A 13,905-nucleotide genomic window follows, 5' to 3' on the forward strand; every position below is an offset into this window, starting at 1 on the left:
CGCCGGTCACGGAGCTCGGTGCCTGGGCAGCGGGCGTTGGATCGCTCCGAACACCGAGGTGTGACCGTGCCCCGGATACTCCTGGTCCGGGCCCGGCTCACTGGAACGCCGCGTGGATCTCCTGCTCGGTCGCGGAGTGCGAGACGAGCAGGAGTTCGTCCCCGGCCCTCAGGCGGATCGCCGGATCCGGCACGGTGGGCTGTCCATCACGGACGATCGTTGCGACAACCGTCCCTTCGGGCAACCTGACATCGCCCAGAGCTTGGCCCACCGCCCTGGACTGGGGCGTGATGGCCGTTTCGATGACGTCGACGCCGGCCTTGCTGAGCCGCAGCAGGGCGACCGTGTCGGTGGCCCCGGTGGCCTCCTCGATGAGGGAGATCAGCGGGGTGGCGGCGGGTACGGCGACGTCGACGCCCCAGCGCCCGTCGAACAGCCAGGCGTTGTCGGCGTCGTTGACGCGGGCGGCCACGCGAGCCACCGAGAACTGGCGTTTGGCGAGCAGGCTGATGACGAGGTTGTCCTCGTCGTCACCGGTGGTGGCGATGACAAGGTCGGCGGCCAGGGCGCCGGAGTGTTCCAGGAGGGCCGGTTCGCACGCGTCTCCGGTGACCAGCCGCACTCCCGGGAGGCGGCTCCCCAGTTCGGCCACGCGGTCGTCGTCGATGTCGATCAGCGTGATCTCGTTGCGTGCCGCGGACAGTACCTGGGCGATCTGGGTTCCCAGCCGCCCCGCGCCGGCGATGAGCACGTTCACGTCCCCAGCTCCTTGTCGAGAAACCCGCGCAGCCTGCCGAGCGCGGTGGCGGCGACGGCGAAGGTGACCAGGTCGTCCGCCTGCGCGGACGTGCTGTGCGCGGGGATCAGGGAACGGCCCGCGCGGGTGACCTCGACGACGCGGATCTCGCCGTCGACGTCGAACTCGGTCAGCCGCCGCCCGATGAGGTAGTCGGGCACCTCGGATCGGACGAGCAGGGTCTCTCCATTGCCGAAGCTGAGTTCGGGGCTCAGATGGCGGTGCAGCAGCATCCGGTGGATCTGGTGCACGGTCCAGCGGACGCTGGCGATGGTGGGGATGCCGAGTTCGCGGTAGATGTCGGCACGCCGGGGATCGTAGATGCGGGCGAGGACGATCGGCACCCGGTAGGTCTCCTTCGCCGTCCGTGCGCTGACGATGTTGCTGTTGTCCCCGGAGGTGACGGCCACGAAGGCGTCCGCGTGCTCGATCCCGGCGTTCTCGAGCACCGCGCGGCTGTAGCCGTTGCCCTCCTGGAAGCGTATACGAGCGCTGTCGGGCAGCCGCCGGGCCGCTTTGGGACGCCGGTCGACGACCTGCACGTCGTGCCCTTCCGCGGCGAGCAGACCGGCGAGGGTGGAGCCCACCCGTCCGCAGCCGACGACGATGACCTTCACCGTGGACCTCCTTGGGGGCGGGCGGCGCTCCGGCGTAGCCATGCCTTGCGGGCTTCGTCCGCGAGCAGGGGCAGGGTGCCGAGCCCGGCGAGGACCGCCCAGTCGGCGGCGTCAATCGGGGCGGTGTTGAAGACGGCCTGCAGCGGCGGCAGATAGCTGATCGCGACCATGACGGCGACACCGAAGCCGCCTGCCGCCAGCAGGGCCGGATTGGACAGCAGACCTGCTTTCAGGATGCTCTGACGCTCTGTGCGCACCGCGAGGGAGACGAAGAACTGGCTGAGCACGATCCCGCCCTGGGCCAGCGTGACGGCCTCCCGGTAGACGGGGTGGTCCTCGGTGAAGTCGTCTAACGGGATGCCGGAGGAATGGATGTGCCAGAAGAACACGGCGCACACGCCGAGCGCCTGGATGCCGCCCAGGAACAGGATGCGCCCCACCACGGCTGCCGAGAACAGCCGCTCGCGCCGGGAGCGCGGCGGGCGGTCCATCACATCCGGCTCGGGCCGTTCCGCACCCAGCGCCAGGGCCGGCATCACGTCCGACCCCAGGTCGATGGCGAGGATCTGCACCGCGCTGATCGGGACCAGGGGGAATCCCACGAAGGTCGCCGCCAGAATCGGGCCGAGCTCGCCGATGTTGCTGCTGAAGACGTAAATCAGGAACTTGCGGATGTTCTGGTAGACGGACCTGCCGAGCCGCACCGCCGCTGCGATGGACGCGAACGAGTCGTCCAGCAGCACCATCGAGGCCGCTTCCCGGGCGACATCGGTCCCCGACGCTCCCATCGCCACGCCGATGTCGGCGTGCTTGAGTGCTGGTGCGTCGTTCGCGCCGTCCCCGGTGACCGCCACGACCTCGCCCCGCCGCTGGAGGGCGGTGACAACACGCATCTTGTGCTCGGGGCTGACCCGGCACAGCAGCAGCTCGGACGGTTCGGCCAGAAGCGCGTCGAGCGCCTCGTCGTCCATCGCGTCGAGCCGGGCGCCCGTCACCACGAGCGGGTCCGGCCGCCGCACGATCCCCACCCGACGGGCCACGGCCTCCCCGGTCAGCGGGTGGTCGCCGGTGACCATGACGATCCGGATGCCGGCCCGGCGGCAGACGGCGACCGCGTCGGTGACCTCCGGACGCGGCGGGTCCAGCATGCCGACCAGTCCCAGCAGCGTCAGCGCCGACTCCGCCTCCTCCTGCGCCGGGCGGGGCCCGTCCAGCTCCCGCCACGCGACGGCCAGCACCCGCAGCCCCTGCGACGCCAGCGCGTCACCCGCCGCGACGACCGCCGCCCGGTCCGCCGCAGTCAGCAGCCCATGCCGCCCGTCCCACTCCACGTCGGTGCACCGCGCCAGCAGCTCTCCGGGCGCCCCCTTGACGCACGCCTGGTAGCCCGCGCCGGTCTTGTGCACCGTGCTCATCAGCTTGCGGTCCGAGTCGAAGGGGAATTCCGTCACTCGCGGCGCCGCCGCCTCCTCCGCGCCCAGATCCAGACCGGCCTTGGCCGCGACGACGAGCAGCGCCCCCTCCGTGGTGTCGCCGAGCACCCGCCAGTGCTCCCGAGGGCCCGTGGGTGGAACAAGCCGGGCGTTGCAGCACAGGCCCGCCACCCGCAGCAGCTCACGCACCGGCGCGGCGTCGGCGACCTCGCCGCTCGGCTCGTACCCCACACCGCTCACCGGGTGCGGCGCACCTCCCGCCCACACTTGTGTGACGGTCATCTCCGCCTGGGTGAGCGTCCCGGTCTTGTCGGTGCACACGACCGTGGTCGACCCGAGCGCCTCCACTGCCAGCAGCTGTTTGATCAGGGCGTGGCGGCGTGCCATCCGCCGTACGCCGATCGCCAGCGACACCGACAGCGTCGCGGGCAGCCCTTCCGGCACCAGCGCCACCATCACACCCAGCGCGAACACGAACAGGGTCACCGCGGACTCCCCGGTGGGCAGTCGCACGGCGAACATCAGGGCACCGATCGCCAGGGCCGCCCCCGCCACCCGCCGTGCCATCGAAGCCACCTGGAGCTGCAGCGGGGTCTTCTGCCGCGGGGCGGCCGCGGCCAGCCGGTAGATCCGTCCGAACTCGGTCGCCGCGCCGGTGGCAAAGACCACGGCCCGCCCGGAGCCGGCGACAATGTCGGTCCCCATGAACACGCAGTTGCGGGCCTCCAACGGCGGTCCGGCGGCCACCGGTTCGGCTGTGCGGCCCACGGCGTTGCTCTCCCCGGTCAGCGGCGCGTTGTTCACAGCCAGCTCGTGCGCCTCCACCACCCGGCAGTCCGCCGACACGGCGTCCCCGGCCTCCAGCACCACCACGTCCCCCGGCACCAGCTCCCGGGCGGGCAGCTCCAGCCGTTCACCGCCTCGCAGCACGCGGCATGTGTGGGGCACCATCGCTTCCAGGGCCTGAGCCGTTCGTTCGGCCGAGTACTCCTGGGCGAAGCCGATGGCGGCGTTCAGGACCACGACGCCCAGGATCGCCACCGCAAGCTGGAAGGTGCCGATGTCACGCGGTTCTTCCAGCGCGTACGCCAGGAAGGTGATCCCCGAGGCGACGATCAGCACCACCGCGAAGAGATCCGTGAACTGCGCACCCAACTGCCGCCACACGGCGCGACGCCCGGCGCGCGGCAGTTCGTTGGCCCCGTACTTCTCCAGCCTGGCCCGTGCCTGAGCCGCCGGCAGGCCGCGCCGTGAGGTGCCCAGCACGGAGAAGACCTCACCAGCGGGGAGATCCGGTACCAGCGGGTCCGTGCTCGCCTGTTCGCCGCTCATGAACGGCGGCGCTCTCTCGTCATGTGACGGGTCGGCCGGCGAGGACAGGGCCGTCCGGGAGACGGGTCCCGGGCCGTTCGCTGCCTCACGCCGGGACCGTGATGACGGGGCAGCGGGCGTGGTGCAGTACTCCCTGACTGACCGAGCCCAGCAGCATGCCGGTGAATCCTCCGTGCCCCCTGGTTCCCACGACCAGGCCAAGAGCGTGTTCCGAGGCTTCCGTCAGGACCTGCACTGGGTGCCCGCGTACGACCTCGTGGTGCAGCTCCACTTCCGGGTGCGTCGAGGTGCGGCCCGCGACCGTCTCCGAGAGCACCCGGCGGCACTCCCGCACCGCGGCTTCCTCATCGAGGACACCGAGGAGCGGCGGATGCCAGACGTACAGGGCCCTCAGGAGCGCTCCGCGCAGGGCCGCCTCCTCGAACGCCACATCCACCGCCGCGGCCGAATGCGGGCTGCCGTCGACACCGACCACGAAGTACGCGGGCTGCTGGGTGACGTGCTCCGGCTCCGGCACCATCGCGGCCGGGCAGGGAGCGTGGGCGGTGAGCGGGAGCACCACAGAGGCGGAGGAGGACATCTCGCGCCGCCTGCTCAGGTGCCAGGAGCCCACCACGACCAGGGCGGCGCCCCGAGCCTCCTCGCGCAGGACCCACGCCGGCTCTCCTTCCGCCAGCAGCGTCGACACCTCCACCGCCGGACGCCGGGACTCGACAAAGGCGACCGCCTCCTTGAGTACCTGCTCACCCAGCCCGTGCAGCGCCCGGTTCCACTCCTCCCAGGACGGCCGCGCCTCCCCCGACCGGTATCCGCCGGTCGGTACACCCTGGGCGTGGACGAGCCGCAGAGGCAGGTGACGTCGATCCGCCTCGTCGGCGGCCCAGGCGAGGGCCAATCGCTTCGAAGGGTCCGGGTCGACGCCCACCACGATCGGCCGACGCCCGTCCGCACCAGTCATGGCACCTCCAGGGATCTCCCCGCCACCCGTCCGTTCACTGTTCTTCCAGCCTCACCCCTGCCGTCGGGTGCCGCCACGCCACGGCTGCGCGGGCGCGTGGCCTGTTGGCTCGTCTGTTTCCACCGCACGATGCGGGGTGCCGCAGGCTGGTGAAGGCTGGAAGGAAGGCGGCGGTGCACGCGTGCCGGCCGACCCCTGCGGCGGTCAGAACCGGCCGCCAGGTGAGAAGGAGAATCTGTCGTGGCTAATCCGGTCGTCGTGGGCGTGGACGGCTCGCCATCGAGCCTGCACGCGGTGGAGGTCGCGGCACTCGAGGCCGGCCTGTGCGGCGTGGGCCTACGGCTCGTGCACGCCTTCGGGTGGCCGTCGATGCACGTACCGCCCGGCGGACATCCGTGGAATCCGGCTGCGGCGGGGGTGCGTGAGCTGGTGGACGGCACACTGATCGAGGCCGAGCAGCGGGCCCGCGGAGCAGCGCCACACGTGGAGACAACGCGAGAGGTCACCGTCGGTGAGCCGCTGATGGTGCTGGAGATCGAGTCGCGTTCCGCGACGCTCGTCGTGGTCGGCAGCCGGGGACTGGGCGCGTTCGGCAGCCTTTTGCTGGGCTCCACCGCCGTGCACCTGGCCGCGCACGGCCGCTGCCCGGTGCTGGTGGTGCGCGGTCGGCCGGACCCGAGCGGTCCCGTGCTGCTGGCGGTCGACGGCTCACCGGCGGGCGAGAAAGCCGTCGAGTTCGCCTTCGCCGAGGCGTCTCTGCGCGGCGTGGACCTGGTGGCCCTGCACGTGTGGAACACCTGGAGCGAGCGGGCCTACGAGGGTCCTGGTGATCCTCTGAACGTGGTGGTGGACATCGAGCGGCTCCGCGAGGAGGAGCAGCGGTTGCTGGACGACACGCTGTCTCCATGGCAAGAGCGCCATCCCGGTGTCACCGTACAACGGCACTTGGTCCGCTCCCGGGTCCGCCCGGCCCTGATCGAGGCCAGCCGCGAGGCACAGCTGGTCGTGGCCGGTGCCCGCGGCCGCGGCGGCTTCACGGGACTGCTGCTCGGCTCGGTCAGCCAGGCACTGCTGCACCACGCGCACTGCCCCGTCGCCGTAGTACGTGGCCGAAAGCGGGAAAGCTGACGGGCCATGACCCTTGAGTGACGTCTGCGCGGCTGCCGACGCCGCAGTACTCATGCGTGCTGCGGCACGACCGCAACAGGGCACTGGGCGTGGTGCAGGAGTGTGTGGGCCACCCGGCCGAGCTGGAGCCCGAAGTGGTCCTGCCGTCGCCGCGCTCCGACGATCACGAGGTCGGCCGCGGCTGAGCGGTCCACCAGCACCTTGCGGGCCGGCCCCTCCACCGTCGTACGGCGCACCCGCACGGCTGGACGGTCGGGGACCGCGTCGCGGAGCAGCTCGTCCAGCTGGGCTCGGGCCTGCTCCGCGTGGTACGGGGCGGGTTTCTCGGCAAGCGCGGCCACATCGGCGGTTTCGTGCGCAGGGCGACGCCAGGCCCGGACCACGTCGAGGGTGCACCCACGTACCTCGGCCTCACGGAAGGCGAACCGCGCCGGTTCCCCGCTGGCAGCGGGGTCCCCAGCCCCGAGGAGGATCCGCTCATGGGTACCTGCCAAGCCGACCTTGTCGCCCCGGACCACGATCACCGGACAGTGCGCGCGGGCCGCGACGGCCAGCCCGACGGAACCGAGCAGCAGTCCCTTCAGCTCGCCACGGCCCCGCGAACCGGTGACCAGGGCGGAGGCGTTGTTGCTCTCCCGCAGAAGCGCGTCCGCCGCTTCGGCCGGGAGGACGTCGGTGGACACCTTCACGTCGGGGTTGCGCCGCCGGGCCCGCTCCGCCGCGGAGGCGACGATGTGGTCGGCCATCACCTGCTCCGACGGGCGTCCGGTACTGAGTGACGGGGTGATGCCCTCGTAGCGCTCCCAGAGGGAGGCGTACACCAGCCGCAGCGAAAGTCCGTGCCGGGCGGCCTCATCCACCGCCCAGTCGAGCGCCGCCAGGCAACCGTCCGATCCGTCCACGCCCACGACCAAGGGCAGGTCCGGCCTCATCGTTTCCACCGCCTCACTGTCGGGCAGTCTGCATTTCACTCTCACTCACCGTCACACCCGGAACAGCCGGTCGCGAGGGGCTGCTCGGTCCCCGCCGGGGACGCTCGGCCCAGCGGTCAGGCCCGCCCGTGACTGGCCAGAGGGCGGGCGCAAGGCCGCATGGCGAATGAGCCGCTCGGGGGGCCACAACTACTCAACCGCCGTTCCCGCCCGGGGGGGCCGGCAGCTCCCGGAAACACGAGGGTCCACCGCAGAAGGGCGGATCCGCTGCCAACCCGTTGTGCGACTCGCAGCACATTCATGTGCGACTCAGGGCACTGTCATGCTCAGAGGCTCCCGCACCGGGGCGACTCGGGTGCCGGGCCCCGTCTCCAGCACCGGCATCGTGATGGTCAGGACGCCATGCTGGTACTCCGCCGTGGCCTCGTCGCCCTTCGCCCCGGTCGGCAGCGGAGTGTAGTGGCCGTAGACGAACTGCTTCTCGGCGGTCACCACGCTGCGCTGGGCGCGCAGGGTCAGGACACCTCCTGTGATAGTGATCTCGATGTCATCGGCGTCGACTCCCGGAAGCCCGGCCAGCAGCACATACGTCCCGTCGGTCAGGCGCTCTTCCACGTGGATGCCGTGCGTTTCGGGAACGGTGTCCATCACAGGGAAGCTTGCCTCGCCCAATCGGTCGGGGCGGACAGCACTGGCAGGCCGGGGAGCCGCTCGATCGTGCCGGTCATTTCGTTCACCTCTTCTCCAACAACAGCGTCTTCCACCGGGCACTGTGCGCGCTTGGGCCTACCGGCCCACCGGGAGGGCCGAGCGGCACCAGCCCTCACCAGGACGACCGTCCGACGCTGGAAAGGACGAAGCCCACACAGCTGCCGTACGGAGCTGAGGAGCGCGGTGCCATGGTCAACTCTTCCGGCGGCCGGTCCGCGACCGCACTGTCGAAGGCCCTACCGGCCCCGGGCACCAGGACCGGTCGGCCCTATCGCACGCCTCGTTCACCCGGCTTTGCTGGGACCATGTCCGACACTTGCACCGGGTCCACTCCGCATCCCACGGAGCGCACGGTCGGCGGGACCACCGTCGTGACAGTGCGTGGCGAGATCGACCTGCTCACGGCACCGGGCCTGGCGGCACGCCTCGACATACTGACCGCCGACCCGTGCCCCGACCTGGTACTGGACCTGAGCCCGGTGTCGTTCATGGACTGCACCGGGCTGGGGGTCCTGTGCCGGGCACGGAACAGGGTCATGGCTCGGCACGGCCGAATACGTCTGGTCACCGACAGCACCTTCTTGCGGTGGACCCTCCGGCACGCCGGTCTGGCGGGCGTCTTCGAAGTGCTCCCGTGTCTGCCCGATGACGTGGCTGATACGTCGGCCGTCGAAGCTGACAATGTCACGGCGGGCCGACCGGTCCCAGGGCTCCGCTGACCGCCAGGACGGGGCCGGGGCTGAGCTTCGGGTAGGGCTCAGCCCCAGCGACCGGCCGCAGCCCTTCCCGTCAACTCGTCAGCTCCTGGCCGATCCACGCCGCCCATGCCTTGATCTGGTCGAAGTCCCGGAAATCCCCGCACTTTCCGTTCCCGGCGACCCATCCTTTCGCGCCCTCCCGCAGGCAGCCGCCGAAGGTGACGTGCTCCCTGGCGTCGAGCCGGACCATGGCCTTCTTCACCCCCGGCACGGGCGGGATGTCCCGCTCCGATGCCGAGGGGGCGAGCAGACCGCTGCTGAGGAACCACAGCGGGCGTTCGGCCAGGACCTTGCCGTGGCGCCGGGCGAAGCGGCGGGCGTCCCTGTGCCAGCGACCGGCGTACAGCCCGCCGACCACGACGGCGTCGTAGGGCGCGGCATTCGGCACGGACCGCGCCGGGAGGGCGTCGCCCGTCAGCCCGTCCTTGCGCAGGACTTCGGCGATGACCTCCGCGATCTCCGCGGTGGATCCGTTCGTTGTTCCGTAGGAGACCAGCACATTCGTCAGCATGGTGGTCCGTCTCCTCTCACAGTTTGTGCAGCCAGTCGTCGGACGCCGTGCAGCGCCTGTTCGTCCGATCGGAGATGCGTGTCGTCCAGGCGCCAGGTGAGCTCGTCGACGACGGCGATCACGCCATCGATCTGCCGGGTCATGGAAGCGGCGATGGCCGTCTCGCTCTTGCGTTCCAGTTGGCCGGCGAGCGTGACCACGCCTTCGGTGACGGAGACGTCGATGCTGCTCGGTGCCTGCAACAACGCACGTACCAGTACCTCGTCGATCACCTCGTCGCGGATCTCCGCGTCGGGCCGCAGAAAGACCTGGAGCAGACCGCACCGGGTGACGATGCCGACCAGCCGATCCTCTTCGTCGAGCACCGGCAACCGCTCGACGTGCCGCCGGCCATGGTCCGCGCGGCCTCGATGATGGTGTAGTCGGCGTGCATGGTGACCGGCGGCGTGCTCATGAGCTGACCGGCCGTGCGCGCCGTCGCCTTCGCGGCCCGACGGCGGGCGGCGGGCGTCAGCACGGCGAACCGGAAGCGGCGGCTGGCCAGAGGTCCCCTGCAGGGACCGACCGGCCCCCCCGGCACGACTGGGGCCGATCGGCCCTGGTGCATTCGGCCCCGGCGCGTAACGATCGTTGTCAGGGGCAGTCCGCAGTACGCCCTACCGGCGTTCCGGGGAAGAGGGGTCGAGATGACAGAGCCGCGCACCTTCACCAAGGAGCACCCGATCCGGGTCTTCCTGCTCGATGACCACGAGGTCGTGCGGCGCGGTCTGACGGACCTCCTGGACGCCGAACCCGATATCTCGGTGGTCGGGGACGCCGAGAACGTCCAGCACGCGCTCGCCCGGGGCCCTGCGCTCCGCCCCGACGTGGCTGTTCTCGACGTGCGCCTGCCGGACGGCGACGGCATCACCGTCTGCCGCGAGCTGCGCAGCCGCATGCCCGAGCTGGCCTGTCTGATGCTGACCTCGTTCGACGACGAGGAGGCGCTGCTCGACGCGATCATGGCCGGGTCCGCCGGTTATGTACTCAAGCAGATCAGGGGCTCCGACCTGGTCTCGGCGGTGCGCACGGTGGCCACGGGACAGTCCATGCTCGACCCGGAGACCACGGGCCGGCTGATGCGCTCGCTGCGCGCCGATCCCTCCGAGGAACCGGCCGACGCACCCGAATTGGCGAGCCTTTCGCCACGGGAGCGGGACATCCTCGCCCTGATCGGCGACGGGCTCACCAACCGCGAGATCGGCAAGAAGCTCTACCTGTCCGAGAAGACCGTCAAGAACCACATCTCCCGGCTCCTGGCCAAGCTCGGCGTACAGCGACGTGTCCAGGCCGCTGTCCTCGCGTCACACCTTGAGCACCCGGAGGCGAGCGAGCGCCCGACACGCTGAGCCCGACTCAGCGGCAAGCCGACTGCGGTCATCCTTGCCGCGACCGCACCGGCACCCTCCACAGCATCCGGGTACCGCCTCCCTCCGGCCGCTCACCGATCCGCAGCTCCCCGCCGAGCGCGACCGCCCGCTCCTCCAAGTTCTTCAGCCCGCTGCGCGCGATACCCTCCGGTATTCCGCGACCGTCATCGGTCACCGTGAGGGTCAGCTCTCCCTTGGCGCATCGCAGATGCACGTCGACCGAGCCAGCTGCCGCGTGCCGGGCCACGTTGCTCAGGGCCTCGCCGAGCACCGCAAGCACGTGATCAGCGACATCACCCGGCACCTCGGTGTCGACCAGCCCCTCGATCCGCACCGCCGGAGCGAAGCCCAACGACGAGGTAGCCGCCGTCACCGCCTCCGAGACCCGGCCCCGCAGACCGCGGCCCTCCCTCGCCCCACCGCCGTGTGCCCGCAATCCGAAGATCGTGGACCGGATGATCTTGATGGTCTCGTCCAGGTCGTCCACAGTCCGCGACAGCCGCTCCACGGCCTCCGGATGGTCGACGAACCGCTGCGTACTCTGGAGCGTCATCCCGGCCGCGAACAGCCGTTGAATGGCCAGGTCATGCAGATCACGTGCGATCCGGTCACGGTCTCGCAGCAGCGCAACCTGCTCGGCGTCCCGGCGCCGCTCGGCCAGCTCCAGCGCCAGCGCAGCCTGCCCGGCGAACCCGAGCAGGGGACGGGTGTCGGCATCCGTGAACGGCGTACGCCCCGCCGCTCGCCCCAGCAGCAGCACACCACCCGCCTTGCCACCGGCCTCCAGCGGCACACCGACCACGGGTCCGAGCCCAGCCCACTGCGCCGCGTCCCCGCTGGTCCGGGCATCCTCCTGGACGTCGACACTCACCGCCGGCTCCGCCGTGGTGAGAACAGCGGCCACGAACCCGTCCTCCCCCGACATCACCAGACCGCTGCGCCGCTCCGCGTCCAGTCCGACGGCGAGCATCGGCCGCAGCGCGTTCTCCTCGGGCACCCGTTCGGCGATCATCCCGGCATCGGCGTCGGCTATCTGCCGCGCCTGCTCCACGATCAGCCCCAGGACCTCCGTGCTCGGGGCGCCCGACAGCAGGGCACGCGTGACCTCGGAACTCGCCCCCAGCCAGCGCTCGCGCAGCCGCGTCTCCTCGTACAGGCGGGCGTTCTCCACGGCCACACCCGCCGCCACCGCAAGCGTGGAAAGCACCGACTCGTCCTCGGAGTCGAACTCCACGGCGCCGCGCTTCTCGGTGAGATACAGGTTGCCGAACACCTGGTCACGCACCCGGATGGGGACACCGAGGAAGGAGTGCATCGGAGGGTGGTGCGACGGAAAGCCGTACGAGGACGGATGCGCGGAGATCTCCGGCAGCCGGAGCGGCTCCGGATGCCGGATCAACTCGCCCAGGATGCCGTGCCCGCTGGGCAGGTCCCCGATCAGGGCCCGCTGCTCGTCGCTGATGCCGACGGTGTGGAACTCGGAGAGCATGCGGTCGTCACCGATGACTCCCAGGGCCCCGTACTCGGCGTCCACGAGCACGACAGCCGCCTCGACGATACGCCGGAGCACCTGCGCGAGATCCAGCTCCCGCCCGACGGAGAGCACTGCCTCCAACAGGCTGTGCACGCGATCCTGGGCGCCCCGCGCCGCGTCGATCCGCGCCTGCAGTTCGTCCAGCAACTCGTCCAGTCGCAGCTTCGGCAGGTGCTGATGGGACCGCCCGCGCCGTTCCCCGCTCATCGTCGCCTCCGACCGGCTCCCGCGGACACACCCAGGTCAGGCGCCTCCCACTCTTCACGATAGTGGCGGTGTCCGGATTAGGCAGGCACCACGCGGCCCTCCTCGACCCCTACCTGCCTTGCGCTGTCTCCTTGGCCAAGCGCGGTCAGCCGCCGGGCGAGATTGCCACCGGTATCGCCCGCGCAGATGATGCCGATCTTCACAACAGCGGCTTGTGTCAGGCCGCTCCCGCCCAAACGGCAACGCTCTGCCGGAGGGTGAACTCCGCGATGGTGAATCCGACGATCACCACGGCCCGTCCCGTGCGGCACCAGGACCAGCCAGTCCGCCACGCCGTGATGAGCTGGTGGTGCTGGGCGAACTTGATGGCTGACTCGGTGAGCCCTTGAGAACGATCCTTGTCGGCCCCGCGCTCGCGGGGGACGCTCGGCACTCCCGCGAGCACTGCCGATTTGCACCACACCTGCAAGGAGCCGGGCGTCGGACCATCCCGGCGGGCACGGGGCCGACCTCAGGGGATAAAACCTGTTGGCGGCGAGGGATCATTCGTTTCCGCAGGTCAACGCACCCTTCCCCTCGGTTTCAAAGGCGTCGACGGCAGCTCGGGGGCCGGCAGCGGGTCCCCGTCGTACCCCTTCACGTCCCCGAATCTCGACCCTTCCATCCAGTCCCGCCGGGCCTGTACGATCTCCTCCTGCGACCGTCCGATCCAGTTCCAGAACATGATCAGTTCCTCCTCGAACGGTTCGCCGCCCAGGAGCATCAGGCCCGCGTCCGACTCCGCCCGCAGGGGCAGTTCGCGGCGGCCGCAGCCGAGGTAGAGCATGGAGCCGGGCAGGACGGGGACGCCGTCGACGTGGGCCTCGCCGGACATGGACAGGACGGCGTACTCGAAGTCCGGTTCGAGGGGGAGGCGGACGTCCGTGCCTCGGGTCAGGGCCAGGTCGGCGCCGACGATCGGGGTGTACGCGGTGCCGGGTGAGGTCGCTCCGTCGAGGTCGCCGAGAATCAGTGTGGCGGTGAGGCCGGGGGCCGTGACGACCGGCAGATCGGCGTGGTGTTCGAAGCGCGGGTCAGTGTGGCGGTGTCCGTCGGGGAGCGCGACCCACAGCTGCGCGCCGTGCAGGAAGCGGGCGTGCGAGCGCGGGCTCTCCTCGGAGTGGCTGATCGCCCGGCCGGAGGTCATCAGTCCCAGTTCGCGCGTGCGGATCGTCTGGAGACTGCCGGTGGAGTCGCGGTGCAGCACCTCCCCCTCGTGCAGCCAGCTCACGGTCTGCAGACCCATGTGAGGGTGCGGCGGGACCTGCATGCCGGGCTCGTCGGCGATGTCGTCGGGACCGTAGTGGTCGACGAAGCACCAGGCCCCGACCATGCGGCGGCCGAGATTGGGCAGCAGCCGGCGGACCTCGCTGGACTCGCCCAGCTTCACCCTGCGAGGGCTCAGGAGTTCGCGCACCGGCTCCGCCACCACGAAGCCACGGCCGCCGCACAGGGAGGGGGCCGCTTCGCGCTCAAGATTGCTCATGGCGCACAACCTAGTCCGGCGCACGGCCTTGCGTCAGCGTCATGTTCGGGCCGT

At 70.8% G+C, this 13,905-nt stretch carries 12 protein-coding genes and 1 pseudogene; 3 read left to right on the forward strand and 10 right to left on the reverse strand.

The window, feature by feature from the left end:
- Positions 1 to 97: 97 nt before the first annotated feature.
- The 4 genes from AB0F04_RS00345 to AB0F04_RS00360 all read right to left on the reverse strand — a co-directional run bounded on the left by AB0F04_RS00345 (position 98) and on the right by AB0F04_RS00360 (position 5,136).
- A complete protein-coding gene (locus tag AB0F04_RS00345; RefSeq protein WP_362036104.1) occupies positions 98 to 757 on the reverse strand; it encodes a TrkA family potassium uptake protein in 660 nt (219 codons plus the stop codon).
- Positions 754 to 1,413 (reverse strand): TrkA family potassium uptake protein, encoded by a 660-nt coding sequence (locus tag AB0F04_RS00350; RefSeq protein WP_362036106.1) that lies wholly within the window; start codon positions 1,411 to 1,413, stop codon positions 754 to 756. The genes AB0F04_RS00345 and AB0F04_RS00350 overlap by 4 nt, the downstream gene beginning before the upstream one ends.
- A complete protein-coding gene (locus tag AB0F04_RS00355; RefSeq protein WP_362036108.1) occupies positions 1,410 to 4,178 on the reverse strand; it encodes a cation-transporting P-type ATPase in 2,769 nt (922 codons plus the stop codon). Before AB0F04_RS00355 ends, AB0F04_RS00350 begins: the two co-directional genes overlap by 4 nt.
- An 85-nt stretch (positions 4,179 to 4,263) precedes the next feature.
- The gene (locus tag AB0F04_RS00360; RefSeq protein WP_362036110.1) at positions 4,264 to 5,136 is read right to left on the reverse strand and encodes a universal stress protein; all 873 of its coding nucleotides are present in this window, start codon (positions 5,134 to 5,136) and stop codon (positions 4,264 to 4,266) included.
- 240 nt (positions 5,137 to 5,376) lie between these two features.
- On the opposite strand from AB0F04_RS00360, the gene AB0F04_RS00365 reads away from it, so the two are divergent.
- Complete coding sequence (locus AB0F04_RS00365) at positions 5,377 to 6,264, forward strand: universal stress protein (RefSeq protein WP_362036112.1); 888 nt, start codon at positions 5,377 to 5,379, stop codon at positions 6,262 to 6,264.
- 50 nt (positions 6,265 to 6,314) lie between these two features.
- Here AB0F04_RS00365 and AB0F04_RS00370 read toward each other — a convergent pair whose 3' ends face one another.
- Together AB0F04_RS00370 and AB0F04_RS00375 are read right to left on the reverse strand one after the other, a co-directional pair.
- Positions 6,315 to 7,196, reverse strand: a complete 882-nt coding sequence (locus tag AB0F04_RS00370) for a universal stress protein (RefSeq protein ID WP_362037286.1) — start codon at positions 7,194 to 7,196, stop codon at positions 6,315 to 6,317.
- 309 nt (positions 7,197 to 7,505) lie between these two features.
- Positions 7,506 to 7,844 carry an Hsp20/alpha crystallin family protein gene (locus AB0F04_RS00375; protein WP_362036114.1) on the reverse strand — a complete coding sequence of 113 codons (339 nt, stop codon included), beginning with the start codon at positions 7,842 to 7,844 and terminating at the stop codon, positions 7,506 to 7,508.
- A 368-nt stretch (positions 7,845 to 8,212) separates the two neighbouring features.
- Between AB0F04_RS00375 and AB0F04_RS00380 the strand changes: the two genes are divergently transcribed.
- Positions 8,213 to 8,626, forward strand: coding sequence for an STAS domain-containing protein (locus AB0F04_RS00380; RefSeq protein WP_362036116.1), 414 nt, complete (start codon positions 8,213 to 8,215; stop codon positions 8,624 to 8,626).
- Between the two features lie 70 nt (positions 8,627 to 8,696).
- On the opposite strand, the gene AB0F04_RS00385 is transcribed toward AB0F04_RS00380, so the two are convergent.
- Both AB0F04_RS00385 and AB0F04_RS00390 read right to left on the reverse strand, forming a co-directional pair.
- On the reverse strand, positions 8,697 to 9,176 hold the full coding sequence (locus tag AB0F04_RS00385) for a flavodoxin domain-containing protein (RefSeq protein WP_362036118.1): 480 nt from the start codon (positions 9,174 to 9,176) through the stop codon (positions 8,697 to 8,699).
- A 16-nt stretch (positions 9,177 to 9,192) separates the two neighbouring features.
- Positions 9,193 to 9,702 (reverse strand): annotated as a pseudogene (locus AB0F04_RS00390) (CBS domain-containing protein); the annotation flags it as partial.
- Between the two features lie 160 nt (positions 9,703 to 9,862).
- Between AB0F04_RS00390 and AB0F04_RS00395 the strand changes: the two are divergent.
- Positions 9,863 to 10,564 (forward strand): response regulator transcription factor, encoded by a 702-nt coding sequence (locus tag AB0F04_RS00395; RefSeq protein WP_362036120.1) that lies wholly within the window; start codon positions 9,863 to 9,865, stop codon positions 10,562 to 10,564.
- 28 nt (positions 10,565 to 10,592) lie between these two features.
- Here the strand turns inward: AB0F04_RS00395 and AB0F04_RS00400 are convergent, their stop codons facing one another.
- Positions 10,593 to 12,326 carry a GAF domain-containing protein gene (locus tag AB0F04_RS00400; RefSeq protein ID WP_362036123.1) on the reverse strand — a complete coding sequence of 578 codons (1,734 nt, stop codon included), beginning with the start codon at positions 12,324 to 12,326 and terminating at the stop codon, positions 10,593 to 10,595.
- A 559-nt stretch (positions 12,327 to 12,885) separates the two neighbouring features.
- Complete coding sequence (locus AB0F04_RS00405) at positions 12,886 to 13,851, reverse strand: pirin family protein (protein ID WP_362036125.1); 966 nt, start codon at positions 13,849 to 13,851, stop codon at positions 12,886 to 12,888.
- Positions 13,852 to 13,905: the final 54 nt, after the last annotated feature.

This window comes from Streptomyces sp. NPDC029041 (assembly GCF_040637515.1).
Taxonomy (GTDB): Bacteria; Actinomycetota; Actinomycetes; order Streptomycetales; family Streptomycetaceae; genus Streptomyces.